General features: G+C 51.7%; 18 protein-coding genes and 6 tRNA genes. 9 read left to right on the forward strand and 15 right to left on the reverse strand.

What is annotated here, in order from left to right; genetic code table 11:
* Positions 1-319: 319 nt before the first annotated feature.
* Entirely contained in the window at positions 320-1444 is a 1125-nt protein-coding gene (locus ACJJIY_RS19780; RefSeq protein WP_444894347.1) for a M14 family metallopeptidase, read from the forward strand.
* Between the two features lie 221 nt (positions 1445-1665).
* Here the strand turns inward: ACJJIY_RS19780 and ACJJIY_RS19785 are convergent, their stop codons facing one another.
* Positions 1666-3114, reverse strand: a complete 1449-nt coding sequence (locus tag ACJJIY_RS19785) for an MFS transporter (protein WP_445358677.1) — start codon at positions 3112-3114, stop codon at positions 1666-1668.
* Between the two features lie 352 nt (positions 3115-3466).
* Here ACJJIY_RS19785 and ACJJIY_RS19790 point away from each other — a divergent pair, with 352 nt between their 5' ends.
* Both ACJJIY_RS19790 and ACJJIY_RS19795 read left to right on the forward strand, forming a co-directional pair.
* Positions 3467-4666: a phosphatidylinositol-specific phospholipase C domain-containing protein gene (locus ACJJIY_RS19790; RefSeq protein WP_444932745.1), complete on the forward strand. Its 1200-nt coding sequence runs from the start codon at positions 3467-3469 to the stop codon at positions 4664-4666.
* 244 nt (positions 4667-4910) lie between these two features.
* Complete coding sequence (locus ACJJIY_RS19795) at positions 4911-6662, forward strand: M28 family metallopeptidase (RefSeq protein ID WP_445358678.1); 1752 nt, start codon at positions 4911-4913, stop codon at positions 6660-6662.
* A 182-nt stretch (positions 6663-6844) separates the two neighbouring features.
* Here ACJJIY_RS19795 and ACJJIY_RS19800 read toward each other — a convergent pair whose 3' ends face one another.
* From ACJJIY_RS19800 to ACJJIY_RS19860, 13 genes are all read right to left on the reverse strand, one after another.
* Positions 6845-8482, reverse strand: coding sequence for an AMP-binding protein (locus ACJJIY_RS19800; protein ID WP_444916080.1), 1638 nt, complete (start codon positions 8480-8482; stop codon positions 6845-6847).
* A 150-nt stretch (positions 8483-8632) separates the two neighbouring features.
* Complete coding sequence (locus ACJJIY_RS19805; protein WP_282933465.1) at positions 8633-8968, reverse strand: SCP2 sterol-binding domain-containing protein; 336 nt, start codon at positions 8966-8968, stop codon at positions 8633-8635.
* Positions 8969-9049: 81 nt separating this feature from the next.
* A complete protein-coding gene (locus ACJJIY_RS19810) occupies positions 9050-10843 on the reverse strand; it encodes an acyl-CoA dehydrogenase C-terminal domain-containing protein (protein ID WP_444927363.1) in 1794 nt (597 codons plus the stop codon).
* A gap of 178 nt (positions 10844-11021) precedes the next feature.
* Positions 11022-12092 (reverse strand): AraC family transcriptional regulator, encoded by a 1071-nt coding sequence (locus tag ACJJIY_RS19815; RefSeq protein ID WP_282933467.1) that lies wholly within the window; start codon positions 12090-12092, stop codon positions 11022-11024.
* A gap of 3 nt (positions 12093-12095) precedes the next feature.
* Positions 12096-12296 carry a hypothetical protein gene (locus tag ACJJIY_RS19820; RefSeq protein WP_282933468.1) on the reverse strand — a complete coding sequence of 67 codons (201 nt, stop codon included), beginning with the start codon at positions 12294-12296 and terminating at the stop codon, positions 12096-12098.
* A 261-nt stretch (positions 12297-12557) separates the two neighbouring features.
* Positions 12558-13943 (reverse strand): class II fumarate hydratase, encoded by a 1386-nt coding sequence (locus ACJJIY_RS19825; RefSeq protein ID WP_413665142.1) that lies wholly within the window; start codon positions 13941-13943, stop codon positions 12558-12560.
* 58 nt (positions 13944-14001) lie between these two features.
* Complete coding sequence (locus ACJJIY_RS19830) at positions 14002-14448, reverse strand: DUF4399 domain-containing protein (protein WP_282933470.1); 447 nt, start codon at positions 14446-14448, stop codon at positions 14002-14004.
* Between the two features lie 252 nt (positions 14449-14700).
* Positions 14701-15135 carry a hypothetical protein gene (locus ACJJIY_RS19835; RefSeq protein WP_282933471.1) on the reverse strand — a complete coding sequence of 145 codons (435 nt, stop codon included), beginning with the start codon at positions 15133-15135 and terminating at the stop codon, positions 14701-14703.
* 177 nt (positions 15136-15312) lie between these two features.
* Complete coding sequence (gene ligA / locus ACJJIY_RS19840; RefSeq protein WP_445358679.1) at positions 15313-17364, reverse strand: NAD-dependent DNA ligase LigA; 2052 nt, start codon at positions 17362-17364, stop codon at positions 15313-15315.
* A gap of 151 nt (positions 17365-17515) precedes the next feature.
* Positions 17516-18532, reverse strand: a complete 1017-nt coding sequence (gene zipA, locus ACJJIY_RS19845; RefSeq protein ID WP_445358680.1) for a cell division protein ZipA — start codon at positions 18530-18532, stop codon at positions 17516-17518.
* Positions 18533-18558: 26 nt separating this feature from the next.
* Entirely contained in the window at positions 18559-22062 is a 3504-nt protein-coding gene (gene smc, locus ACJJIY_RS19850) for a chromosome segregation protein SMC (protein ID WP_445358681.1), read from the reverse strand.
* Positions 22063-22366: 304 nt separating this feature from the next.
* Entirely contained in the window at positions 22367-23596 is a 1230-nt protein-coding gene (ccmI, locus tag ACJJIY_RS19855) for a c-type cytochrome biogenesis protein CcmI (RefSeq protein ID WP_413665138.1), read from the reverse strand.
* The gene (locus tag ACJJIY_RS19860) at positions 23593-24120 is read right to left on the reverse strand and encodes a cytochrome c-type biogenesis protein (protein ID WP_413665137.1); all 528 of its coding nucleotides are present in this window, start codon (positions 24118-24120) and stop codon (positions 23593-23595) included. Before ACJJIY_RS19860 ends, ccmI begins: the two co-directional genes overlap by 4 nt.
* A 176-nt stretch (positions 24121-24296) precedes the next feature.
* Between ACJJIY_RS19860 and ACJJIY_RS19865 the strand changes: the two genes are divergently transcribed.
* The 6 genes from ACJJIY_RS19865 to ACJJIY_RS19890 all read left to right on the forward strand — a co-directional run bounded on the left by ACJJIY_RS19865 (position 24297) and on the right by ACJJIY_RS19890 (position 25609).
* A tRNA-Val gene (locus tag ACJJIY_RS19865) sits at positions 24297-24372 on the forward strand.
* 48 nt (positions 24373-24420) lie between these two features.
* Positions 24421-24497: transfer RNA gene (locus ACJJIY_RS19870), tRNA-Asp, on the forward strand.
* 396 nt (positions 24498-24893) lie between these two features.
* Positions 24894-24969 (forward strand) — tRNA-Val (locus tag ACJJIY_RS19875).
* A gap of 48 nt (positions 24970-25017) precedes the next feature.
* Positions 25018-25094: transfer RNA gene (locus ACJJIY_RS19880), tRNA-Asp, on the forward strand.
* A gap of 314 nt (positions 25095-25408) precedes the next feature.
* Positions 25409-25484, forward strand: a tRNA-Val gene (locus ACJJIY_RS19885).
* Between the two features lie 48 nt (positions 25485-25532).
* Positions 25533-25609: transfer RNA gene (locus ACJJIY_RS19890), tRNA-Asp, on the forward strand.
* A 70-nt stretch (positions 25610-25679) separates the two neighbouring features.
* Here ACJJIY_RS19890 and ACJJIY_RS19895 read toward each other — a convergent pair.
* Positions 25680-26159 (reverse strand): GFA family protein, encoded by a 480-nt coding sequence (locus ACJJIY_RS19895; RefSeq protein ID WP_444932737.1) that lies wholly within the window; start codon positions 26157-26159, stop codon positions 25680-25682.
* Between the last annotated feature and the right edge of the window lie 110 nt (positions 26160-26269).

The following is a 26269-nucleotide window of genomic DNA, read 5'->3' on the forward strand; positions in this document are numbered from 1 at the left end:
AACCAGCACTTGCTGCGGGATGTTAAGGAGATTTACTAATTTCTGACAGTGTGGAGTGACGCACTTGTGATCTGACCGGGCAGTAAGCAGTCGCCTGGGGTCCGACACCGGAAATTTCAGGGAGCAGTAGTCGTAGCAGGTGCCGCCAGGGATTGGCTAAAGCACGGTATCCTTATCGATACCGTGCTTTTCTATTTCACTAAATAAAGGAGATTTCGTCCTATCGCACCCAAAATTGGCGAGATCCCCTACCTTTCTTCCTGGAAAATTCCCACTACCGCTGTATCCTGCGCCCAAGAACAAGAGTGGAGCTCTCTACATGTATATCAGCAGCGCCTTTGACAGCGGCAATATCGAAGTTATCAATACCGACAGCAATCCAATTGAGCTAGCAATCCGTCAGGACAACAATTCTGACTTCTACCAATGGTTTCACTTTCGTCTGGAAGGCGATATTGGCACCAGCTATCCCTTGCGCATCGTTAATGCCGGCAAATCCGCCTACCCGGAAGGCTGGGAAAACTACCGCATCTGTGCCTCATACGATCGTCAAAATTGGTTCAGAATTGGCGCCAACTACGACGGCAATACTCTGGACTTCACTGTAACCCTGGATGAACCCAGCATCTATCTCGCCTATTTCGCCCCCTACTCCTGGGAACGCCACCTGGATCTGCTCGCTTGGGCGCAGAGCCACGACCTGGTCAAACTGCAAACTCTCGGTAAAACCCTTGATGAGCGCGATATGACCATGCTCACGGTTGGCAATGCCGACACCGCGAAACATCGTGTTTGGATGATTGCCCGCCAACACCCAGGAGAGACCATGGCGGAATGGTTTGTTGAGGGCTTCCTGGAAACCTTGCTCGACCATGCCAATCCTACTGCGCAAAGCTTGCTGGCAGATACCGTATTTTATGTAGTACCCAATATGAACCCCGACGGCAGCGTTCGCGGGCATCTGCGCACTAACGCTGCGGGCGCCAACCTGAACCGTGAGTGGCTCAACCCCACAATGGAGCGCAGCCCGGAAGTCTTTTTAGTCAGGGAGAAGATGCTGGAGCTAGGCGGGGATATCTTCCTGGATATTCATGGTGATGAAGCCCTGCCCTATAACTTTGTTGCGGCTTGTGAAGGTATTCCCGGCTATGACGAGCGCCACGCCAAGTTGGAAGAGACATTTAAGCAAGCTTATGAGGCCATCAGCCCCGACTTCCAAACGGAGCATGGATATGAGCTGGACAAACCCGGCGAAGCAAATCTGACAATTGGTACCGCCTGGGCTGGACATCAATTCCGCACCCTGGCTCTAACATTGGAGATGCCGTTTAAAGACAATGATGACCTGCCCGACTTGATCGAAGGATGGTCCCCGGCACGAAGCCAGCAACTCGCTCGCGATATTCTTTTCCCAATTCGCGAAGTGTTAAAAACACTCAAATAATCTCTATACGGTGAACTAAATCACCGTTACCGGTAAGAGAAATTAATTTGAGCTGGGCTGTTTCAAACGGCAGCCCAGTTTAGAGAGACTTTTCTTATTGCAATTTTTAATTTATAAAAACCGAGTAGGCGCTTATTTTGATCCAAAAGTCACAGGACAGCCTCTATATTTCAAAGCTTGCAGAGACCATTAAAATAACATTTCTAACTTTCCTTCTTACGCTATGATTTTTTCAATAATACAGCTACAGCAACCAACAAAAGAAAAGTAAATACCACCAACCCCCACATCACCGACTGAAAAGCCTGGGCAAAAGCCTCATTAAACATGTTAGCGATGCGACCGTGCAGAGCAGCAGACACCCCCATTGCGCCACGCTCTATCCTTTCAGGGTTAATCAGCAATGCTTCAATATATTTTTCCAGTGCACTGGTAATCTGCACCCCACTTTCCTGCAATTGATTTAGCAAACTCTGTTTTTCCATTATCCGGAATACAGTACCCACTACAGCCAAACCAAGTGCTGCGCCTATGTTTTGTATGCCCCACAACATTCCGGTTGCTATACCTGCACTATTAGGCGGCAAAGCGCCAATAGCGATTGGCGCTGTCGCACTAAATACAAACCCCCAAGCCACACCAAAAGGTATAAAAGCCAGCAAAAGCGTTGAAAAATTGGTATCCACTGAGAATTGCGTCATTACGATTGCCGCAATCAAAATACATATGACACCAATTAAGATTGGAGCCGCAGGTGCGGAATTAGCTGCCATTCTGCCCGCCACAGGAGATACCAAAGCCATCACCAAGGTAATAGGGAGCAAAATCAGGCCGGACATTACCGTTGTATCCTGACGCACAATATGCAAATAAAATGGCAATAAAAAGAAAGCAGAAATGAGAAATATCAACAAGCTGAAATTGGTTAAAACACAAGCAGAGAATAGCGAATTCTTAAAATAGGCAAAATGGATCAACGGTTGCTCCAGTTTTCGCTCAACACGAAAAAGGGCAATAAAACTCAATATAGAAATAACCAATAACAACAGTATCGACCAGCTCAACCAACCCACTTGCGCCCCTTCAACTACTAACACCACTAGCGAACCCACACTAAGCGCAAGAAGTATCATTCCACGCCAGTCAATATAACTTTTTTCTTTATCTAAATTTTGCGGGCTCCGCATTACAAAAAGGCCAAGCACCATACTGACCAGCACAAAGGGGATATTAATAAAAAAGATCGACCTCCAAGACAAATACTCACATAGGACCCCACCCAACACCGGACCAAGGGCAAAGCCGACAGCCAATACCGACATCCACCATCCCATTGCAAATCCGGCTTCTTTTTCTACAAAAGTGTGGGACAGCAAAGCAATATTATTCGGCACGATTATGGCAATGGAGACACCTTGAAAGGCCCGCCAGACAATTAACCAAAGTGGATCCTCAGCCAACCCCGCGAAAAGGGAGCTAACTGCAAGTAATACCCATCCAATATTGAGCATCTTCAGGGAGCCCACAATATCCCCCAATCTCCCCATACTGGCCATCAGGATACATAGCATCAACATAAATATATTCATAACCCACTGGGTTTGAATAAAGGATGCACCTAAACTCTGCTGGATTGTCGGCAGCGCAATACTGACAATGGTGTAGTCCAACCCCAAAATAAAGGTGGCTGGAAAGGAGCCAAGCAAAACAACCCACTTATTCATTAGTCGCATAATTCCCCTTATGCAGCTTGTTAATTAAAGCAAGGAAAGACCCTGAATAATTTATCGGCATTTATTGCTGAGAGAGCTACACAACCCATCCATTATCAATAGAATTATGATGCCACCAGAAAACAACAAGAAACCAACCCTCTTCACATAGACAAAAAAGTCCAATTCGTAGTAAAAAGCAAAAATAATAAAAACGGTACCTTAAGGCACCACACACCAATAAAAATTAAAAAATATTCACTAGCGTCTACTGCAAAGGTAGCGTACCTACTCAGTCCGGAGAAAAATAATGAAACACACTATCAGACAGATGATCCTATCGATTCTATTTGTACTTTCCTTCGCCTCCCCCCCCCTTTGGGCCGATAGCATTTCTGATTTCCAAAACAGCTGGACAGGCACAGCCTTGGATCTACAGCGTCAAATAGACAACCACACTCCCATGAGTGAAAACAATATTTTGGGGACACACAATTCTTACAACTCAGAAGTGTATCGCGCCTGTAACTTCTCAGTGGGATGCCGCTACCTGGACCCTCAACAGGAGCATTCCATAAAAGATCAATTGCGCATGGGAGCTCGCTTTATAGAGCTGGATGTCCATTGGACAACGAAGATGGAGAGCCTTTTTTCCTACCCAAAAAGATTACTTCTATGCCATGGGCTCTGCAGTATCAATGATAAGTATGCGACTGAAGGATTTAACGAAATAAAGGACTGGCTAAATGACAGCGCCAATCAGGACGAAGTCATCATTTTATATATCGAGGACCACTCTGATGGGCGCCATCAAGATCTCTACAACCAAATAACCGATCGATTCGGGGATAAGATTTTCTACAGTGGCGGCTGCCAGAGTATTCCCAGCAGCCTTACAAAAAATGATGTGCTTGCTGCAGGGAAACAAGTCGTCGTGTGGAAAGATAGCGGCTGCTCTGGAAATGGTGACATGAAGAACATGGCCTTCACCGGATTAGGGGAAATCGGTCGAGTGTGGGAAGACAGCACCACTATTGGCACTATAGGAGAAATTTTTAGCGGTGGTATTGAACGAATCACAGCCGACGATGTGCGCAATGGCTTTGCTATAGGCCACAACATAATCAACCTCGATAATATGAATACGACCGATGGCCGCATCGCTGCAGCTATTTGGTCATGGGATCAGAATGAGCCAAATAACTTGAACAATGAGGATTGCGCCATGCAGTGGGGCAACGGGCGCTGGAATGATGCCAACTGCAGCAACCAATATAGCTTCGCATGTAAGAACACGGCTGACGGTAGCTGGCTGGTCAGCGCCTCAACAGGCCCATTCTCTTATGGTGCCGGGGTGTGCCAAGCACTGGGCAATGACTACGTGTTTTCCGCCCCTACCAATAGCCAGGACAACCAAGCCCTTAAAAGCGCCAAGGAAACCACTGGCTATGACAAGGTATGGATTAACTATCAGGACCAGATAACTGAGGGCCAGTGGCAGCACAATTAACCTCAAAAATCTCGACTTGAGGATTTAGGCTGGATAGGAGGCTAAGCCCGAGCCTCCTATCCAAGGCGAGTTTTATTGAAACCTCTCAAACACAAACCCTGTCACCATATTCAACTAAATTACCAAAACGGGAATATAGCTCTGGGCCTAGTCACACTCAACTCTCCACTGATCGCTGATATGTCGTTAGTTAAGACAAGATCAGGCATAATCTGCCTCCTAACAAGACTGTCAGGACAAAATTATGCGAATTCCTACTACCTGGCGCCGCCTTGGCTTGGCTATAGCCATCGGCGGTGTTATCAGCGGTTGTAGCAAGGGCAACGAAGAAGTCAGCTCACAAGCGCACTCCCCTAAAGAACATACCGAGCACGGCACTGAAAAGCTCAATCTAGAAGCCGCTGAGAAGGCTCAAATTGATATTGTCGCTGCCGACCTGCACAAGCATGTCGCCGTATTGGCCTCCGATGAATTCGAAGGCCGCGCTCCCGCCAGTAAAGGTGAGGAGCTGACGGTAAACTATCTGGCAGAGCAATTTAAGGCGCTCGGACTTACCCCTGGTGCTGTAGATTCCGACGGTAACCCCAGCTGGTTCCAGGAAGTCCCCATTGTAGAGATGGATATTCAATCCACCCCCCTTACTATTCAGGGCGAAGGTGTAGGCCAGGTTCTAAAACCGATTGACGACATGGTCGCGTTTACCCAGCGCCAAACCAGCGCATCCAGCCTTAATGAAAGCGAATTGGTTTTTGTCGGTTACGGCATCGTAGCTCCAGAAAACAACTGGAATGACTACGCAGGTCTGGATATGGAAGGCAAAACCGCAGTCATTCTGGTGAATGACCCCGGCTATGCCACCCAAGATGAGGCTCTATTTAATGGCAATGCCATGACCTACTACGGTCGCTGGAGCTACAAGTTTGAAGAAGCTGCCCGTCAGGGCGCCGCAGGGGCCATTATTATCCATGAGAATGGCGCTGCCGGTTACCCCTGGGAGGTAGTGAGCGGCTCCTGGTCTGGCGCCCAGGTAAGCCTTGAAGCAGAAAACAAGAATATCGATCGCGTGGCGATTGAGGCCTGGATCACCAACCAGGCAGCGAAGGATCTGTTCCAGGCAGCAGGTCTCGACTTGGCCGAAGAAATGGCAGCGGCAAAAGCATCGGGATTCAAGCCTAAGTCACTGGAACTCAAAGCCAGCATCGAACTCAGCAACAGCCTTGAGAAGTCCAACTCTCGCAATGTTATTGCTAAGTTACCCGGCAAAAAGTACGCAGATGAAACCATTGTTTACACTGCCCACTGGGACCACTTAGGGGTCAACCGAAACGCTTCTGGCGAAGACCATATCTTCAATGGCGCAGTGGACAATGCCACCGGCACCGCTGGACTACTTGCTCTTGCAGCCCAAGCAGTAAAAGAGGATCAAGCTGATCGCTCCCTGGTATTCGTCGCAGTAACTGCTGAAGAGTCCGGTTTACTCGGCTCCAAATACTATGCCGCCAACCCAGTTGAACCTCTGGAAAAGACGGTTGCCGGCTTTAACTTCGACGCCATGAATGTCTTGGGCCCCACCAAAGACATCACCGTCGTAGGCTTCGGCAGCAGCGAGCTGGAAAATCTCTTAGAAGCAGCCGCCAAAAAGCAGGGCCGCTACCTGGCTGCTGAAGAGCACCCGGAACGCGGCTACTTCTATCGCTCAGATCATTTCAGCCTGGCAAAAGAAGGCGTGCCAATGCTGTATTTTGATTCCGGTAGAGAAAACCATGAGCACGGCCGGGAGTGGGCACAATCCAAGGACAAGGAATATCTCAGCCAGCACTACCACAAGCCGGGAGATGAGTACGACCCCAACTGGAACCTGAAAGGCGCCGCTATGAATTTGCAGCTGGGCCTGCAATTGGGCCTGAAGCTGGCAAACAGCCGCGACTGGCCCAACTGGTATGAAGGCAATGAGTTCCGCGCTATTCGCGACGCCAGTGCCGAAAGCCGCAAATAACCAAGCAGGATAAATATCCCGTTTTTCCTTGGTGGTACCTCCTCGGTGCCACCAACCTCCCCCCCCAAACATCAACCCTGCATTAGCTGCAGGTGCATCTCCCTGAATCGAAACCAATAAAAAAGCCCCACTGTCTCCAGCAGGGCCTTTTAAGCGAATTAACTCTTTAGCTAAATAGCGACTTAAGCAGCGCTAGTAGCCTCAAGCTTTTTCAACTCTTCATCGCGAAGTTCACGGCGCAAGATTTTACCCACATTAGTTTTGGGTAAGTCCTCACGGAACTCCACATGCTTCGGCACTTTATAAGCCGTCATATGCTCACGGCAGTAGGCGACAACTTCATCTTCAGTCAAAGATGGATCAGCCTTCACCAGGAAGAGCTTCACCTGCTCACCACTTTTCTCATCCGGGATACCGATAGCGGCAGCTTCAGTGACCTTCGAATGCGCGCTGATCACATCTTCAATTTCATTGGGATATACATTGAAGCCGGACACAATAATCATGTCCTTCTTGCGATCCACAATTTTGATGTAACCGTCATCCTGAATAACGGCCATATCACCGGTATTCAACCAACCTTCACTATCGATAGTATCCGCAGTCGCTTCCGGGCGCTGCCAATAACCTTTCATCACCTGCGGCCCACGTACACACAACTCACCAGGGGAGTTATTCGGCAGGTCATTGCCATTTTCATCGACAACCTTAACCTCGGTACCGGGAACCGGAACGCCCACTGTACCCAGTTGCACACCATCAGCCGGGTTAAATGAAACAACCGGGGAAGTCTCGGTCATACCGTAACCTTCCATAACAATGCAGCCGGTCATTTCCTCCCAACGCTTAGCCGTATCGCGAGTTAACGCCATACCACCAGAAGCTGTCGAGTGCAATTTGCTAAAGTCCAGCTCAGCAAAATCCTTGTTGCGCATCAACCCATTAAATAGGGTGTTGAGCCCAACAAATCCTGTGAAACGCAGGCCTTTCAACATCTTCACAAAACCCGGGATATCGCGCGGGTTGGGTACTAATAGCGAATGGTTACCCGTGGAGAAAAGGCACATACAATGGATGGTAAATGCGTAGATATGATAAAGCGGCAAAGGTGCAATATAGAACTCCTCGCCCTCTTTCATGCCATTGGCAAAGGCAATACGCACCTGCTCCATGTTGGCAACTAGGTTGCCATTAGTCAGCATTGCACCCTTGGCAACTCCAGTGGTACCGCCGGTATATTGTAAAACCGCAATATCTTCTTTAGTGCGCTCAACATCCTTATGTGGACGCTCAGCACCTTTTGCCATGGCATCGCGGAAACGAACTTCATTGGCAAAAGAAAATTCAGGCACCATTTTCTTAACGTACTTCGCCACACTGTTGATCAAGGTACGTTTCAGCGGGCTGTGCAGATCCGCAATTTCGGTAACAATAACTTGTTTTACATCAGTTTCAGCAACCACGGCAGCAGCGGTATCGGCAATATTCGCCAGTACGACCAGAGCCTTGGCCCCTGAATCATTCAGCTGATGCTTAAGCTCGCGCTGCGTGTACAGCGGATTGGTATTTACTACAACCAGACCTGCGCGCAGTGCACCAAAAACAACTACTGGATACTGCAGCACGTTGGGCAGCTGGACAGCGATGCGATCGCCGGGCTTCAAGTCGGTATGATTTTGTAAATAAGAGGCGAATTTTCCACTTAACGTGTCAATATCATTGATTGAAAGTGTACGCCCCAGGCATGTGAAAGCCGGCCGGTCACCGAATTTGGCGCAAGCGCCTTTAAAGACATCAAGTATGCTGCGATCAATGTCCAACTCTCTTCTCCCATTCCTGATTGTTGTCGTCGCTTGCCCACACCTTCCGTCTCCATAGGCGAAAGCTGCCATATCTCTTGGCGAGCGAGAATTTATTTATTGTTTGTAGTATCTTTGAGACGGTGAAAAAGAAGGGTTTAAAACCTCTCTTTACCGATCTCCCTCTTCACTATTCGCAGGAAATAAACCTGCCAATGCTGCGGCCAACTCGCGATTTCCAGAATATTGAACATCCCCCAAAAGGAAGGCGTGACGCCCACTTAATTGACCGTCCAATATAGCACTGAGAGTGCTGTTTTCCATTTCCAATGTTAGTTCTGGATTATCAGTCTGACCAAATTCGGAAATCACTTTGTAATTTTTAGATACTTCGGTGACATAAACATAGAAGTCACAGGCATCTGGCAGCCGGAACTGTACCCGAGCCAGCGGGTACGAACAAGCTAAGTGACACAGGCGCTCTTGAACTGAATCCGGCAATTGCATCGGAAATTCTCCGTTTAAGCCGCTTTATTACTCACAAAAAAACCGCCGGCATTTGCCGGCGGTTTTAATCTCAGAGCGGGATCAGAATGCAAAATGCTCGGCATCCAATTCCATCAAGTTGCCTGCTCCACTCAACATGGACGTTGCGTGGCTGGAAGTGCGAGGAAGGATACGCTCGAAGAAGAAACGCGCGGTAGTAATTTTCGCCTTGTAGAAATCTTCTTCTCCAGTGCCCGCTGCCAGTTTTTCATTGGCAACTTTAGCCGCCTGTGCCCACAGGAAGGCCAGCACGGTGTAACCGGAGAACATCAGGTAATCTACAGAAGCAGCACCGACTTCGTCTGGGTTTTCCATAGCTTTGCCGCCAACGTGCAAGGTCAGGTCGCCCCACTGCTTGTTAAGCTCCTGCAATTTAGCAACGAAAGGCGCCAGTGCTTCGTTATCAATTTCCGCCTGGCAGAATTTGTGAACCTGCTTGGTGAAACCGCGCAGCAATTCACCCTGGGTCATCAGAACCTTACGACCCAACAGGTCCAGAGCCTGAATACCAGTGGTGCCTTCATAGATAGTGGAGATACGCGCATCACGTACGTTCTGCTCCACGCCCCACTCGGCAATATAACCGTGGCCACCGAAACACTGCATACCCAGGTTGGCAGATTCGAAACCAGCTTCTGTCAAAAATGCTTTTGCAATCGGCGTCAGGAACGCCAGCATATCGTCAGCGGCTTTCTTCGCGTCAGCATCGCCTTTGTGAGTGATATCAACCAGCTGTGCGCACTTAACAACCAGCATACGACCACCTTCAGAGAAGGCTTTCTGGGTCATCAGCATGCGGCGCACGTCAGGGTGAACAATAATCGGGTCAGCCGGGCCTTCCGGGTTTTTCACGCCGGACAGAGAACGCATTTGCAGGCGATCTTTTGCATAAGCCAGGGACTTCTGAAAACCGATCTCGGAGTGAGCCAGGCCTTGCAGAGCAGTACCCAGGCGCGCAGTGTTCATAAAGGTGAACATATAGCTCAGGCCTTTATTCTGCTCGCCGATCAGGAAGCCTTTAGCACCGTCAAAGTTCAGCACTGCAGTGGCGTTGCCGTGAATACCCATTTTGTGCTCGAGGGAACCACATACCACACCGTTGCGCTCACCAGCAGAGCCGTCAGTGTTCGGCAGGAACTTGGGTACGATAAACAGGGAGATACCTTTGGTGCCAGCAGGTGCGTCTGGCAGGCGGGCGAGTACGATATGAACAATGTTGTCAGTCATGTCGTGCTCACCGGCGGAGATAAAGATCTTGGTGCCGGTAATCGCGTAGGAGCCATCGTCATTTGGCTCAGCCTTGGTGCGCAGAATACCCAGATCGGTACCGCAGTGAGGCTCGGTCAGACACATAGTGCCAGTCCAGCTACCTTCAACCAGCTTGGTCAAGTAAACCTGCTTCTGCTCTTCAGTACCGTGCTCTTCCAGGGTGTTCATGGCACCGTGGGACAAACCGGGGTACATGCCCCAGGACCAGTTGGCGGTGCCAACCATCTCGCTCATGATAGTACCGAGCGAGGGCGGCAGGCCCTGGCCACCGTACTCAGGATCGTGGGGCAGCGCAGCCCAGCCACCCTCTACAAACTGCTGGTAGGCTTCTTTAAAGCCTTCCGGGGTAGAAACTTCACCGTCTTTCCAGGTGCAACCTTGCTGGTCGCCAATTTGGTTCAGCGGTGCAATAACGTTTTCACAAAACTTTGCACCCTCTTCCAGGATGGCATCCACGACATCAGGAGTAGCCTCCTCATATCCAAGTGACTCATAATGCTTTTCTGAGTCCAGCATCTCGCGCATTACGAAACGCAAATCACGCAGTGGCATTTTGATATCGGTCATCCTGATAACCTCAATTCGCTTATGTTTGGGACCGGAGGCAAAACCATCCAGTCATATTTATGACTAATTTCTAAGATTGGTTCATCATAGTAGTAAGCGAGCAGCCCCCTCTATGGCCAAACCCGTCCAAAGCGGTGACAAATCGAGGCGAGAGGATGAAAAAAGGTGACTGGCCCAGTCAAATATCCAGGCCAGCTGCGGCGCGACCACCCCGGCGATACTCGCCTGGCGTAATTCCCGTCCATTTTTTGAAGGCGCGGAAGAAAGCACTGGATTCATCGAACCCAAGCATCTCTGCGATCTGCCCATTGGAAAGGTCCGGGCAGCTCAGGTAGTGGAAAGCCGCTTCCATCCGACATTCGTCTTTGAGCTTCTGGTAGGAGGTGCCCTCCTGCTGAAGGCGACGGCGCAACGTGGTCACCGACATATTGAGTCTCTCCGCCACCGCCTCTGCTGCAGGCATGGACTCACTCACGTCCCGGTTCAAAATGGTTTTCACTTTGGTCTTGATACTATTGGCACTGCCGTCGCTGATCACCAGGTGGTAAGGAGCGGTGCGAATAAAGTCCTCAACCATCTGCGGGCTTTGCACCACAGGGTATTCCAAGTAGCGGGTATCGTATTCGAGCGCATTAAACGGTTGCTCAAATAACAACTCATTGGCCTCGCTTTGCGCGAGACTGCGAAACTCTTCCGGGCAAGCAAATGAGAAGTGCAACCTGGCCAGCGGAATCTCCCGCCCTGCCAGCCAGCAATAAAACCTGTGCCAAACCGCTAGAGTTGTACGCACCACACTGGGGCTCGTGTTATTCAGCAGCTGCTCAAATTCGCCCTTGCCCAGCGAACTGATCCCGCAAATTTCAACCCGCTCGCGCCCATGGCCACCTTCTCCGAGCACCGGCTTCACCTTAAAACCTCGGCAGATTTCCATAAATTCGGCACAGAGCGTAATCGCCTGGCGGAGGGTTGCACAGTTCACCACCGCCAGACACAACAAGCGAAAAGACCCGGAACGGACCCTTCCACCACTCAGCATGCCAAACCACTCATTTTGCGCCAGCCACATCACGCGCTGGTACAAGCGGCCGTACTTCACTGCTGAAAATGCGGATACGCCCTGCAATTCAGACTCATCGATATCGACAGAAGCTAAAAGCTCCTTGCGATCACACCCATGCTTGGTCGCCTCTTCGAGCAGTCGCTCGAGGTAGGCGATAGGGATGCGAATATCCTCTTCCGTTGACGCCATCTATTATTTACGCCTGCGCAACCAATTCAATAAAGCCCCGCACCCAAACGCCAGAGCAATGATGACAAGCAATATCACCAACAGAAGAATGAAATAGGTGACAACATCCTTAACGGGCAGGTCCCAGCTGTAGACTGCCGCCACTACAAAGGCGACACAGGCGAGGACACTGGTAATAAAGGAGCGGCGACTTCTTTTAGCCATGACGATCTGGATACATTGATTTTCAAAACAGGTGAGACTGCCACATTTTGTGGCGCTACCATTGTATTGTCGGCACCCAGTACCGACGCGGCGTCGAATCGTGAGGGATTGGCCGGTTCCTGTCAACGCCGCAGGAGGCACCAATGAGCAGAAGAATGCTGGAACCAGAGGATCGAGCCACGCTGTTAAGGCTTTTGCACTGGCTTATGTGCCTGACCGCCATTATATCCTTAATACTGTTGGGAATCGCCTTTTTTGCCCCTAGCTAATCAGCCCACCCTTGGCCAAATGGGCGGGGTCTAACAATTCCTCAAGCGTTTCTCTATCCAGGTCCGTCATTTCAACAGCAACATCCAGCACTGGCCTACAGCTGGCATAGGCGGCCTTGGCAATCTCCGCCGCTTTCAGGTAGCCAATCACTGGGTTAAGGGAGGTCACTAAAATGGGGTTGCGGCCCAGGGTTCCCTCAATATGCGCCCGATTCACCGCGAAACTGGCAACAGCTCGATCAGCCAATAGGGTCGATGCATTCGCGAGCAGGTTAATACTTTCCAGCAGCGTACTGCCTACTAAAGGCAACATAACATTCAATTGAAAATTGCCGCTCTGTCCCGCCACGGTCACTGTGGTGTCATTACCCATCACCCGGGCACAAACCATAGTAACTGATTCGGCAATAACTGGGTTCACTTTGCCCGGCATAATACTGCTCCCTGGCTGCAAGGCCTCCAGGGCGATTTCGGAGAGGCCAGCAAGGGGACCGCTGTTCATCCAGCGCAAGTCATTGGCAATTTTCATCAGGGAAACTGCCAACACTTTGAGCTGCCCGGACAATTCCACCGACGTATCCTGACTGGAAATTGCGGTAAAAAAGTTCTCTGCCGGGCGAAACTGATGAGATGTGTGGGCGCTGATTTTTTGCGCGAACAGCTCGGCAAAATCCGGGTGAGCATTGAGTCCGGTGCCAATCGCCGTACCGCCTTGAGCCAGCTGGGCAAGCCGTGGCATTACCGCGCGAATTCTCTCCCGGCACGCTTCTATCTGTGCTGCCCAGCCTCCAACTTCCTGCGCCATTGTCATAGGCACTGCATCCATCAGATGGGTGCGGCCGGTTTTTACAATACTTTCAAGCTCCGTGGACTTGTCGCACAAGCCAGTGTGCAAATGGCGCAACGCAGGCAGCAGGGTATCGCGCACTGCAAGCAGGGCGGACACATGTATTGCGGTAGGAACCACATCATTACTGCTCTGACTCATATTCACGTGATCATTGGGGCTGATGGTTTGATCACTGTGCTTTTCTGCGAGGTGGGCGAGCACCTCATTAACATTCATATTTGAGCTGGTACCAGAACCTGTCTGGTAAATATCGACGGGGAAATGAGTGGCATACTCCTCATCACCGAGACTGTCGCAAGCATTGATAATGGCCTCAGCCTGGGCTTTATCCAGCAACCCCAAGTCCCGGTTGGCCTCCGCAGCAGATTTCTTTATCAACACAATGGCGCGGATAAACTCTGCCGGCAAGCCGTGACCACTGACAGGAAAATTCTCCACGGCGCGCTGGGTTTGCGCGCCATACATCGCCTCAGTCGGCACCTGAACTTCGCCCAGGCTGTCCTTTTCAGTGCGGAATTCGCCACCCATTTCACTCTCCCCAGATGCGCTTAATGCATCGACAGAAGGTTATTTAGCCGCTGCAGCCCTACTCGACCACGACGGTAATTTTCTTGGACATCACAGGCTCTTTATGTGGCACATGCATATAGTTGCCCAGAACCAGTTGTAGCGTATGTTTGCCGGGTGGCAAGGTAACTTGAGTCTCGGTTTGCCCGCCACCAAAGTGAATGATGTTCTTACTCGCCGGCAAAGGCTTGCTCATATCCGGCATATCATCCACATCAATCAGCAGATGATGGTGGCCGGTATTCTCTTGATTGGTACCCGCCGGTGCCACACCCATACCAGACAAACCAAACTTCACCGTAAATGTCTGGGGCACCTTCTCTCCATCCTTCGGCGAGATAATATAGACCTTGGCATCTGCTGGGGCCTTACTGCTCATATCCATTTTGCTTTCGTGCTCGGACGCATGTAACAGCGGCGATAGCATCAGTGCGCTGGCAAACAGCAGAGAACTGGATTTAATCATGTGTATTCCTTCCTGATAGGGCGCCCAGATCGCGCCAATTCTTATAATCTGGCTTTACAGCTTCTCGGCCGCGGCACCTTGATACCGTTCGGCAAAGACACTTTAACAGACCAAAGTTTCAGTTCCAGAGACTATCAGGGAATATAGTTGCGGAAAGAAAAAGAGAGATAGGATTTGTGACAGGGCTGCTTATTTAAATCTGCTTTGCGGCAATTAGGCAAGAGAGGGCCCGGACCAACCGGGCCAGAAAAATCAGATACTCACCCTACCCTCTTGGGTCCATTCGCAGCGAACCTGCATATCGCCACTGCCCGGCTCGTGATAGAGGCCAGCGGATTCCCAGCTGAAAGAGTGAACGCCGGAAAGCTCAGTTTCCAAATGCACAGTTGCCGAAACCCAATACATACTCTTCAACAACTCTTCAAACTTCTGTATCCACAAATCCCACTCGTACTCTACCGCCCGATAGGAAGCGCCAAAATGGATAACATCGGTTTGGTACTGGGATTGCTTCACCTTAATGGTAGGAATAGCAAACATATCCCGGCACAGGAATGGCCATTCGTCAGCACTGGGCAGAGCGAGCACAGCATTGCGGTTCACCCTGCGCCGATCGCTGCCGCCAGCGAGGCTATTGCTGTCTTTGATACATCCGTAAACGATGGATTCCTGATCGCCCTGAAGCATTAATTCCATTCCTTACCACAGTGCCACTGGACATCAGGTACCCAGGGCAAAACAGATCTAAGGTATCAACTTTAACGGCGAAGCGACCAGAAAGCCACAAAACAAAACACGAACCTGCAAAGTGCTCAAAAGTTCGGCTATTCAGTTACTAATGGTGCCCCGCCTAAAATACTAGAACTAAATCTCAAAGCCCCTTTCGCGCAGCATATCCAGAAGCGCCTCTTCATCCATAACTGTGATACCTAGCTCCTGCGCTTTGGTCAATTTTGAGCCAGCGCCTGGCCCGGCAACCAGAGTGCCGGTCTTGGCGGAAACACTTCCTGCGACTTTCGCACCCAGCCTCTGTAAGTAGTCTTTTGCTTCACTGCGGGACAGGGTTTCCAGTTTGCCGGTGAGCACCCAGGTTTCCCCTGCCAGGGGCTGATCCTGCTCGTCACTCTCCTCCGCTTGCCAATGCACACCCGCCTGCTGCAGTGCCTCCACCTCTTCTTGGGCATGAGGCTGCTGAAAAAACTCAGCAACAAAATGAGCGACCACTGGGCCCACATCTTCAACTTCCTGCAAAGCCTCGACATCTGCCGACATTAGCGGATTCAATTCGCCAAAGTGCCGCGCCAAATTGCGCGCAGTAGCCTCACCCACTTCTCGGATACCCAGGGCATAGAGGAATTTAGGCAGCGTGGTCTCTTTACTGCGCTCCAGTGCATCAAGGAGGTTCTGGGCAGACTTTTGCCCCATTCGCTCAAGTCCCGCCACCTGCTCCAAGGTGAGGTGGTAGAGCCCGGACACCGAATGTAACAAGTCCTCATCTACCAGCTGCTCTACCAGCTTGTCTCCCAGACCATCAATGTCCATTGCTTTGCGCGAAGCGAAATGCTTGATGGCCTGCTTGCGCTGGGCACTACAAATCAGGCCGCCGCTACAGCGAACCACCGCCTCACCGGGCGTGGATTCCACCGGCGAGCCGCATACCGGGCAATGCGTGGGGAATTCAATAGCGTGGCCACCCGGCTTGCGCTTGCTCTCCACTACAGAAACCACCTGCGGGATAACATCTCCAGCACGGCGAATAATGACGGTATCACCCACCTGCACGCCGAGGCGCTCGATCTCATCTCGATTGTGCAGAGTTGCATTGGAAACGGTAACGCCGCCGACAAACACCGGCTGCAGGCGAGCAACCGGGGTGACCGCGCCGGTGCGCCCTACCTGGAATTCAACATCCAATAATTCAGTCATTTCCTCCTGAGCGGGAAATTTGTAGGCCATGGCCCAACGGGGTGCGCGGGCAACAAAACCGAGGCGGCGCTGCAGGGGAATACTGTTGACCTTAAAAACAATACCGTCAATATCGTAAGCGAGGTCCTCGCGCTTCTCGCCGATTTCCCGGTAGTAGTCGATGCAGCCCTGAATATCTTTAGCGACGCGCATCTCCCGGTTTGTACGGAAGCCCCAATGTCCCAGCAGCTGCAAAGTCTCAACGTGCTTTTCCGGCAGCTCACCGTCCTCTACAAGGCCAGTGCCATAAACACACAATTCCAGCGGTCTCTGCGCGGTTATGCGGGAGTCCAATTGACGCAAACTACCGGCAGCGGCATTTCGAGGATTTACGAAAAGCTTCTCACCCGCCGCGGCCGCTTTGCGATTCAATTCGGCAAAGCCCGCTTTCGGCATATAGATTTCGCCGCGCACTTCCAATACACCCGGATGCTTTTCAATACCATCTGCTTGACGCAAACGCAGAGGTACAGATCCCACGGTGCGTACATTCTGGGTGATATCCTCACCCGTCGTGCCATCCCCTCGCGTTGCCGCTCGCTCAAGTACGCCGTCGCGATACAAAAGGCTGATAGCGATACCGTCTAACTTGGGTTCACAGGCGTATTCCACCGGCCCTTTACTGTTGAGGCGCTCACACACCCGGCGGTCAAACTCCAGCAACTCTTCATCATTAAAGGCGTTATCCAAAGACAACATCGCCACCTCATGGCGAACTTCCTGAAAAGAGGAGAGCGGCTCTGCGCCTACCCGCTGGGTGGGAGAATCCGGTGTCAGTAGCTGAGGGAATTCACTTTCCAAGTCCTGCAACTCGCGCAGGCGCCGGTCGTACTCAATATCCGGCAACTCGGGATCATCAAGCACATAGTATTGGTGATTCGCACGCTGGAGGATTTCATGTAATTCCTGAACACGTTCGCGCACTTGAGGGGAAATAGTTTGATGAGTCATCGGCAATTCGAGTGAATAAAAATAATAGTTAGAAAATTATTTCGATTTTACATGCAAATACGGCCCGAGCTTACGGCTAATTTCCAAAATGAAAATCAGCCGGCATCCCGGGCCGCATTAAAAATGGCAACAATTATTTAGAGATTGCGAGTTAGCTTTGCGCCATCGCTAAAGTCCTGCGGCGCTGGTACTCCACAACCCGCTGACGATAATGCTCCGCCGTTTGCGCGGTAAATACACTGCGATTCTCATCCTTCAATTCGCCACCGAGCAGCTCGGCAATTTTGTATGAGGTGGAAAGCAGTTGATCGAAAGCTTTAATCGCCTCGCCTTCCACAGGTAGTGTCAGGAACAGGCTAACACCTGGCGTGGCAAATTCTTCCATCTGGGCCAGATCGAAAACGCCGGGCACAACAATATTGGCGAGGCTAAAGATAATGGCCCCATCAGCACCGCCGTGCTCATGGTAGTGAAAAATATTCATTTCACCAAAGCGCATGCCACAGGCAACCATCACCCGAAGTAAGTCATTGCCCTCGAAGTAATCCCCTTCTGGCGCCATTACATTAATCACCAACACCTCACGGGTGGGGGCACCTTCACCAACACTGCCAGAGCTTGGAGACTGAGAAGATCGCTCGGGTTGAGAATCCTCATGCACCGCTTCATGCTCAGGACTGTGAGCGCTATCCATCGCATTTAGGCTTTCAGCCTCATCTAATGCAGGCTCATAGCGCTGCTCTTCACCGACCGACTCCATCAGGGTGGGGACTTGCTCTTCCAAATCGAGGATACCCTGCTCTTCCGGACTCCTCTGGGGACTGCTGCCGGCGAGCGGTTTGCGCGAGGAAATAAAGCTCTCCTGCACCTGGCGATTCACATGTAGCGCATCCTCTAGCGGACGGCGCTGAACAACGCGAGCCTGCCCCGGCAATTCGCTGTTTGCGGGCTTGGGCTCCCGCGTCTCCAGGGGTTTGCGGACCGAGGGCTCTTCTTCAGCCTTCTCTGAGACCGGATCAGCTTCATTTTTTACTTCAGATTGCATGGCCCGCGACAGATTGCGGGAGACCTTAACTGCCGCGCGCTGCCGCAAGATCGCCCGGCGTATGCCATCGACCACAACGACCAGCAGAACGACAACCAGGATTGTAACCAGCCAGTTATCCATTTTTTAGCGCCTCTCCCTTTACGCTCTTATGCAGAAGCCAGCTCGGCTGCTTCTTCCACATTCACCGACACCAGTCGGGATACACCCGGCTCGTGCATGGTAACCCCCAGCAACTGATCCGCCATCTCCATTGCGATCTTGTTGTGGGTAATATAGATGAACTGAACGTGTTCTGACATTTCTTTAACCATTCGTGCGTAACGACCAACGTTAGCATCGTCAAGGGGAGCATCCACCTCATCCAACATACAGAAAGGTGCTGGATTCAGACGGAAAATCGAGAATACCAATGCGATCGCCGTCAGCGCTTTTTCTCCACCCGAGAGCAGATGGATTGTGCTGTTGCGCTTGCCCGGCGGGCGGGCCATGATCGCGATACCAGTATCGAGCAGATCTTCACCGGTAAGTTCCAGATAGGCATTACCACCACCGAAAACTTTCGGGAAGAGTTCCTGCAGGCCCGCATTTACCTGATCAAAAGTTTCCTTGAAGCGGGTTCTCGTTTCCTTGTCGATTTTCTTAATTGCATTTTCCAGGGTCTCCAGCGCTTCCATCAGATCCCCATGCTGGCGATCCAGGTAGTTCTTGCGCTCAGACTCCTGCTTGTATTCATCGATAGCGGCGAGGTTAATCGGCCCGAGACGCGAGATACGCGCAGCTACCAATTCCAAATCTTCCTGTACCTGTTTAATCGTCAGATCGCCAGGTAACTGTTCGAGCAGCTGATCGATATCGTGCTCGCTCTCGCGCAGCTGCTCTACCAATCCGTTTCGTTGCACTTCCAGAGTCTGCGCAGCGAGACGCTCCTGCTCAAGCTGGGCGCGCACTCCCTGAAGAGCCGCCTCCACTTTGTGGCGCTCCTGTTCCTGCTCACGCAGGCCGGTCTCAACCTCTTCCAGCTTTTTGCGCGCATCGGCGAGTTCCGTTTCCACCTCAATACGCTCGCCGAGTTTTTCTTCCAACTCAGCCTGAAAATCCTGGGAGGGGTCCTGGGTCTCCTCCATTTGCTCCTGCAATTGCTGACGACGACTGCGCAACCTTTCCAGCTGCTCGCTCATCACCTGCAAAGTGCGCTCGAGAGACACCATCTGGGTGCGCACTGACTGCTCGCGCATAGCCAGTTCATGGGCGCGATCCTTGTCCTCCCGCGCGCGCTGGCGCACGGCATCCAAAGCTTCGCGCAATTCCTCCCGGCGTGCCATTAGCGTTTCGCGACGATCGGTATCATCGCTCATCGCTTCGACAGCTTCCTGCAGCATTAGACGAGCTTCCGACAGGGACTCTCCTTCCAGCTCCTGCTGCTCACGCACCTCATCGATTTCCTGCTCAATTCGGATACGGCGCTCATTCATCTGCTCCGCACGCGCCCGTCGGGCGGACAACTGGCTGCGCAGCTCTGCCTCGCGACGCCCGAGCTGGTCGGACTCATTGCGAGCCTGTTCGATGGAGCGCTCGAGATCGACCGTTTGCGTGCGCAGGGACTCGCGTCGCTCGGCAATACTCTCTATCTGCTCCTCACATAGGGCCAACTCCTGCCCCAGGGTTTCAAGATCCTGCTTGCGCGCCAGGACCCCGGCCTCTGCATCACTGGCGCGATTCACTCGCAACCAGTTAGGACCGAGCCAGAGCCCATCGCGAGTCACAATAGACTCATGAGCTTGCAAATTCGCTCGCCTGGACAGCGCCTCAGTCAAATCCTCTGCGGTATAAATTCCCGCCAAGATGCCGGAGAGAGATGCCGGCCCCTGAACCATATCCTGCAGCGAAGGAAGTGCTCCCTTCGCACTGCTATTTACAGCACTGTTATCGATCAGAACCGCTTGACCGCTTTCCAGTGCCACCAATCCTTCAGCCACGGACTCGAGCTGCTCAACACATACCGCCTGCAATTGGGGGCCGAGGATAGTTTCAACTGCGGTTTCCCAGCCGGGCTGGGCTTTAATCTGGTCGGCGAGCCGGGGCTTGTCAGCCAGGGCTTGCTGGTGCAGCCAATTCTCAACTGCCTTGCCTTGCCCTAAAGCAGCTTGCTGCAAGGCTTCCAGAGACGCCTGACGGCCGCGCCCGGTTTGCAGCTGCAAGCGTAACTGATCGAGTTCGGTAGCCAGCTCCCGCTCCTGCACACGGAGACTGTCCAGAGACTCGCGACGCTCTGCCGCTTCCTCGCGGCGCTCTTCAGCCTGCATTTCCAGCTCGGCCATCTGCTCGTTCAGCTGCAGTGTCTCTTCATCGTCGTCAGAGACCTGGAGGCCGGACTGCTCCGCCAATAGCTTGTTGACCCGCTCCAGCAGCCGCTGGCCAGAAGTTTCCAAGTGCTGGATGCGGGATTGCTGTACCTCAGCTTTCTGACGGGAGCCAGAGGCACCCTGGTTAAACTGGTCCCACTCGTTCTGCCAATTGCGCATCTGCTCTTCAGATTCGAGCAGTGCCGCAGCAGACTCCTCTTCTGCTGCCAAAACCATCTCCAGGTCCGGCAGAATAATCTCAAGCTCCTCCTCAAACTGGGCCGCTTTTTCGCGATCCACTTCGAGATTGGTCTCCGCCTCGCGATATTCTTGTTCGGTTTGCGCCAAATCGGAATGCAGGCGAGTAGAGCGCTCACGAGCGTGGGCAATGCTCTGCTCCAAGCGGGCGATATCTCCACCGACGGCGTAAAAGCGTCCCTGGACTTCGTTAAAGCTATCAGACAGCTCGTGGTACCCCACGCGCTTTTGCTCAATGCCTGTGTCACAGGTGACCTGGCGGGTAACCAGCTCTTCAACGGTGAGTTCAAGCTCACCTATTTGTTGCTGCTTGGCCTTGGATTGGTCATCCAGTTCGCGGTATTTGAGCGCCTGAAGATTAGCCTTGTGGCTGCGCTCTTCCTCTTTAAATCGGCTGTATTTTTCCGCTGCTGCGGACTGTCGCTCCAGTCGGGACAACTGGCGATCCAGCTCATCGCGGATATCCGTGAGGCGCTCAAGGTTTTCAGAGGTCCGTCTCATCCGGTTTTCGGTGTCCCGGCGGCGCTCCTTGTATTTGGAGATACCGGCGGCCTCTTCGATATAGACGCGCAGCTCTTCGGGCTTGGCTTCGATCAACTTGGAGATCATGCCCTGCTCAATAATGGCGTAGCTGCGTGGGCCAAGGCCGGTACCCAAGAAGAGATCGGTTACATCGCGGCGGCGGCACTTCTCGCCATTCAGGTAATAGGTGTTCTGTGCTTCCCGGGTTACCTTGCGCTTGACGGAAATCTCCGAGAAAGACGCATAGGCTCCAGAAAGCTTGCCCTCAGAGTTATCAAATACCAACTCAATCGAGGCCTGCCCCACGGGCTTACGGCCACTGGAGCCATTGAAGATAACATCCGTCATCGAATCGCCGCGCAGGTTCTTTGCGGAGGATTCCCCCATAACCCAGCGCACCGCATCGATGGTGTTGGATTTACCACAGCCATTGGGACCCACCACCGAGTTGAGGTTTGTCGGAAAATAGACAGTGGTAGGGTCAACAAAAGACTTGAAACCCGCTAGCTTGATGCACTTCAGACGCATGTATTTATAAACTCGATATTTTTTTCTGCCGGGCGGGACACCAAACCTTTAATATTACTTGGTGTCGCCAGAGCATTCAGCGCTATTCTTCACAGTAATGTTCAGTCGGGATTATCAATCCGACCAAGCAGCGGTCAAGTCAAACATGACGATCGCTACCAAATGCCAACTTGCCCCAATAGAACTCATCAATATCGGGGCAATGTGAGCTTGAGGCCAATTAGACGCAAGAATGCCATCCGGCCGCAAATAAAAATGAGGCCACAGCTTACACTGTGACCTCATTTTCGACAGTCACAGCCAGTTACAGCTGACTATCGATGGCTATTGACTGAGTTTCACTCCAGCGGGATTTAGGCAACTCGCTAATCATTCCCTGCCAATCCCCCGGGGCCGGACGCGCATCTCCCTTAATGGCCAGTCGCGCTACCAACTGCACAGAGTCGACAGTGGCGATGGAGCTTCCAGGCATCATTGCTCGGGACTCATCCAGCACAACCTCTGCCGGTAACTGCCCAGCCGTGAGGCGCACGATAGCCAGAGGCATCGGGCTCGCAGCACTGCGTGCATAGATAAATACCGGGGTAGATTCTGGGGCTTCAACTCCCTCCCCCAAACTGACCTGAACTCGAATCTGCGGGCCTTTCTCTTTCGTTTCTACCTTTGCCTGCACCGCTACAGCCTCACCGCTGTCTGCCAAAGCGCTTTCGGCCCTGGCAACGCCAGCCTGAAGCGCCTCTGCTGCTGCAGATCCTGGGGGAAGCTGGCTAAGTGCTAGCTGCCAATGCTGGCGAGCCTTGCGGTAGTCCCCATCTTCAAAAGCGGCAATACCCGCCAAGCCCAGCACAGTGCCATTGGATGGCTGCACCTGTAACACCTGCTTGATCAAGGAGCGGATTTCATCGGTAATCTTGGAACCGCCAGCAAAAAATAGCGCTTGTGCCAGCTCAGCCTTAACGTTGGCCGCCTGTGGCTCGCGAGCCACAACATAGCGATAGGAATCTACCGCCCCAGCCAAATCGCCACTCACCAGTAGCCGCTGCGCCAATATATAGCGACTACTAAGATCATCTGGATGAGTTTTAGCCCGCTCCTGCAACTGACGGGTGATTTTTGCCTCTTCCTCCGAAGAGGTGTGCCCACCTTGGCTCGCCACCATATCGCGATACAAAGCTACTTCGGACGGTCGGTCGGAAAACCCGTAGGCAGCTGCTGCAATTGCAGGCACCAAAACCGCCAGGCCGATTAGCAATCGGCCGCCACCCTGCCTGGCTTCACCAGATTGACTTTCCTGCTGAGCCGCCAGCAGTTCCCGCGCGAGATCTGCCTCCAGCTGGGCAAACTGCTTTTCATCCATCGCACCGCTCTGCACCGCAGCGCGAAGTTCTTTACTGCGCTCCCGGTAGAGCGCTGCCATAGCCTCTCGCTTGCTACTACCGCTGCGACGTCTGCCTGCAGCTCTCAAAGCAGGAATCAGAAATACAAAAGCTACCAACAGTAGCAATAGGGCTACACCAAACCAGATATCAATCATTTACCTTCCTTCCCGCTATCACCTTCATCTACAGCTCCTTCTCCCAACAACTGCTTTAATCGACGCCGCTCATCATCAGTGAGTTCCCCACTGCCGTCATCTTGGCGAGCCCCGGTACCACTTTTTGAGCGCATCACGATCACAATCAAGGCCAGAAGCCCGAAAACGGCAAAAACTCCCGGAGCCAACCACAGGATCAAGGTATTTTTCTGAACAGGTGGGCGGTAGAGCACAAAATCCCCATAGCGGGCCACCATGTAGTCAACGATTTCCTGGTCCGTAAATCCTTCCTCCAGCAAACGGCGGATTTCACGACGCAAGTCCGAGGAAATAGACGCATCGGAGTCTGCCAGGTTCTGGTTTTGACATTTGGGGCAGCGCATCTCTTCAATAAGCACGCGATACCTTGCATCCAGCTCGGGAGAGGACAATTTTTGTGTCTCCACTACCGCATGTGCAGCGATGGACAGGCAAAACATACCGAATGCCAGTACAAGTTGGGCCAGCCAGGTCTTCTGTGTCACAGCTTTTCTCACGCTCTAACTAACGGGAATTGGGGCGATTATAACAGTGTCACCCCCCGGCGGACACGCCCACGAATTCACACAAAAGCGCGTTAACTCATTGAAAGACAAAAAAAAATTCAAAAAAGGCGTTGACGCCACGAAGAATATCATTAAGATACGCAGCTCCTGACACGGGGTGGTTAGCTCAGTTGGGAGAGCGACGGCCTTACAAGCCGTAGGTCACAGGTTCGACCCCTGTACCACCCACCACTTCTCTTACTCTTGCCCGGCAAGAGCATCCAAGAGAAGCAGGAATGCGGACCGGTAGTTCAGTTGGTTAGAATGCCGGCCTGTCACGCCGGAGGTCGCGGGTTCGAGTCCCGTCCGGTCCGCCATATACAAAAAAGCCCTGCTCGCAAGAGCGGGGCTTTTTTGTTTGTGCCTCACATCTTTTCATTTTTCTAATATTTTATTTTCAGTTGCTTACGCTGGAAATTTGAAAGAGCCACAAAAAAATAACCAATTCTCAGCGTAAAAAAATAGTGCGAGCGCAGTGCCGACAATATTTTTCTGCAACAATTTTCTCCAGCCTGATTTTTTATTTTCTGAATTTCTACGCAGCTGATTTTGATCGATAAAAACAGCTTAAAAAATCCTCAAAAAATCCTCTAATTAATTAATTTTTAAACAATTTTTGGATGTTTTTTATTCTTAAAAAAATTTTTAAAAATCTCCCAACAAAATTGTTGACCGCAAAAAAAATATCATTAAGATACGCAGCTCCTGACACGGGGTGGTTAGCTCAGTTGGGAGAGCGACGGCCTTACAAGCCGTAGGTCACAGGTTCGACCCCTGTACCACCCACCACTTCTCTTACTCTTGCCCGGCAAGAGCATCCAAGAGAAGCAGGAATGCGGACCGGTAGTTCAGTTGGTTAGAATGCCGGCCTGTCACGCCGGAGGTCGCGGGTTCGAGTCCCGTCCGGTCCGCCATATACAAAAAAGCCCTGCTCGCACGAGCGGGGCTTTTTTGTATATGAAAAATTCAAAACCACTTTTCAACACACAACCACCTCCCCGCTCCCCACCACAAACTGTGCAGACCGACTAACAAAATTAATAGAAAATCGGGGTAATGGAAGTAGCCCCCTGTTTTATTACCAAATACTGCCAATAGACGAGCAGCAATTTCTTCAAATACACCCCCGCTTCTCACACTTAAAGCCAGACGCAAACTTTTTTAGAAAAACTTCCCTAAGTTGTTGACCTAAGTAAAAAAATCATTATGATACGCAGCTCCTGACACGGGGTGGTTAGCTCAGTTGGGAGAGCGACGGCCTTACAAGCCGTAGGTCACAGGTTCGACCCCTGTACCACCCACCACTTCTCTTACTCTTGCCCGGCAAGAGCATCCAAGAGAAGCAGGAATGCGGACCGGTAGTTCAGTTGGTTAGAATGCCGGCCTGTCACGCCGGAGGTCGCGGGTTCGAGTCCCGTCCGGTCCGCCATATACAAAAAAGCCCTGCTCGCAAGAGCGGGGCTTTTTTGTATGCGCCAATTAGAAAAGAGTTTGGGTTTTTAAACTTCAGCTGAAGCCGCCTGACTCTCCTCCCATTCCCCATCCACCGTTTCTTCGCCGCCATGCAATAGATGCATCAATCGCTCCAGCTCCGGCATTTCGTTAAAGCACTCCGCTTCACCAGAAATTTCATCCCAGGATGCTTTGGATTCAGTGCAAAGATGGGCCACGACTTTCCCATCAATATCCCCCTCCAACAATCCCGCAGGTACCCAGAAGTGCGTTGTATTACTCATTAAGTGAGGAACTGTACTTCCGCATCCACTGCAAAAGTCAGATCGATAGCCCGTAGGAGTCCGGAATGAAGAGATTCTGTCTAAGCCCCGCACCCAGCGAAACTGATCCCGGCTAATAAACATGGCAGTATCCGAGGCGGAACCACTCAATTTGCGGCAGAGCGAGCAATGGCATTGGTAAAGGTTTGGAATTGGCTCTTCCAACTGGAACTCAACCCCACCGCATAGGCACTTCCCATTCATCCCTATCTCCTTCCGCAAAACTGTTATTCGAAGTCGTCCATGAAATCGCAATAGGTTAGCAACAATATCTCAGTCCTACCCAAGACTCCTATAGACACACAGTGAAGTAA

The sequence above is a fragment of the Microbulbifer maximicatervae (SeqCode) genome (assembly GCF_052468155.1).

What these genes read in the sequence shown, in the direction of transcription:
- ACJJIY_RS19795 (WP_445358678.1), top strand. Translation starts at nt 4,911, where the DNA reads ATGCGAATTCCTACTACCTGGCGCCGCCTTGGCTTGGCTATAGCCATC.
- ACJJIY_RS19825 (WP_413665142.1), bottom strand. Translation starts at nt 13,943, where the DNA reads ATGGGTGGCGAATTCCGCACTGAAAAGGACAGCCTGGGCGAAGTTCAG.
- ccmI (WP_413665138.1), bottom strand. Translation starts at nt 23,596, where the DNA reads ATGATTGATATCTGGTTTGGTGTAGCCCTATTGCTACTGTTGGTAGCT.
- ACJJIY_RS19835 (WP_282933471.1), bottom strand. Translation starts at nt 15,135, where the DNA reads ATGCTTCAGGGCGATCAGGAATCCATCGTTTACGGATGTATCAAAGAC.
- ACJJIY_RS19790 (WP_444932745.1), top strand. Translation starts at nt 3,467, where the DNA reads ATGAAACACACTATCAGACAGATGATCCTATCGATTCTATTTGTACTT.
- smc (WP_445358681.1), bottom strand. Translation starts at nt 22,062, where the DNA reads ATGCGTCTGAAGTGCATCAAGCTAGCGGGTTTCAAGTCTTTTGTTGAC.
- zipA (WP_445358680.1), bottom strand. Translation starts at nt 18,532, where the DNA reads ATGGATAACTGGCTGGTTACAATCCTGGTTGTCGTTCTGCTGGTCGTT.
- ACJJIY_RS19820 (WP_282933468.1), bottom strand. Translation starts at nt 12,296, where the DNA reads ATGGCTAAAAGAAGTCGCCGCTCCTTTATTACCAGTGTCCTCGCCTGT.
- ACJJIY_RS19810 (WP_444927363.1), bottom strand. Translation starts at nt 10,843, where the DNA reads ATGACCGATATCAAAATGCCACTGCGTGATTTGCGTTTCGTAATGCGC.
- ACJJIY_RS19780 (WP_444894347.1), top strand. Translation starts at nt 320, where the DNA reads ATGTATATCAGCAGCGCCTTTGACAGCGGCAATATCGAAGTTATCAAT.
- ACJJIY_RS19830 (WP_282933470.1), bottom strand. Translation starts at nt 14,448, where the DNA reads ATGATTAAATCCAGTTCTCTGCTGTTTGCCAGCGCACTGATGCTATCG.
- ACJJIY_RS19895 (WP_444932737.1), bottom strand. Translation starts at nt 26,159, where the DNA reads ATGAATGGGAAGTGCCTATGCGGTGGGGTTGAGTTCCAGTTGGAAGAG.
- ACJJIY_RS19815 (WP_282933467.1), bottom strand. Translation starts at nt 12,092, where the DNA reads ATGGCGTCAACGGAAGAGGATATTCGCATCCCTATCGCCTACCTCGAG.
- ligA (WP_445358679.1), bottom strand. Translation starts at nt 17,364, where the DNA reads ATGACTCATCAAACTATTTCCCCTCAAGTGCGCGAACGTGTTCAGGAA.
- ACJJIY_RS19805 (WP_282933465.1), bottom strand. Translation starts at nt 8,968, where the DNA reads ATGCAATTGCCGGATTCAGTTCAAGAGCGCCTGTGTCACTTAGCTTGT.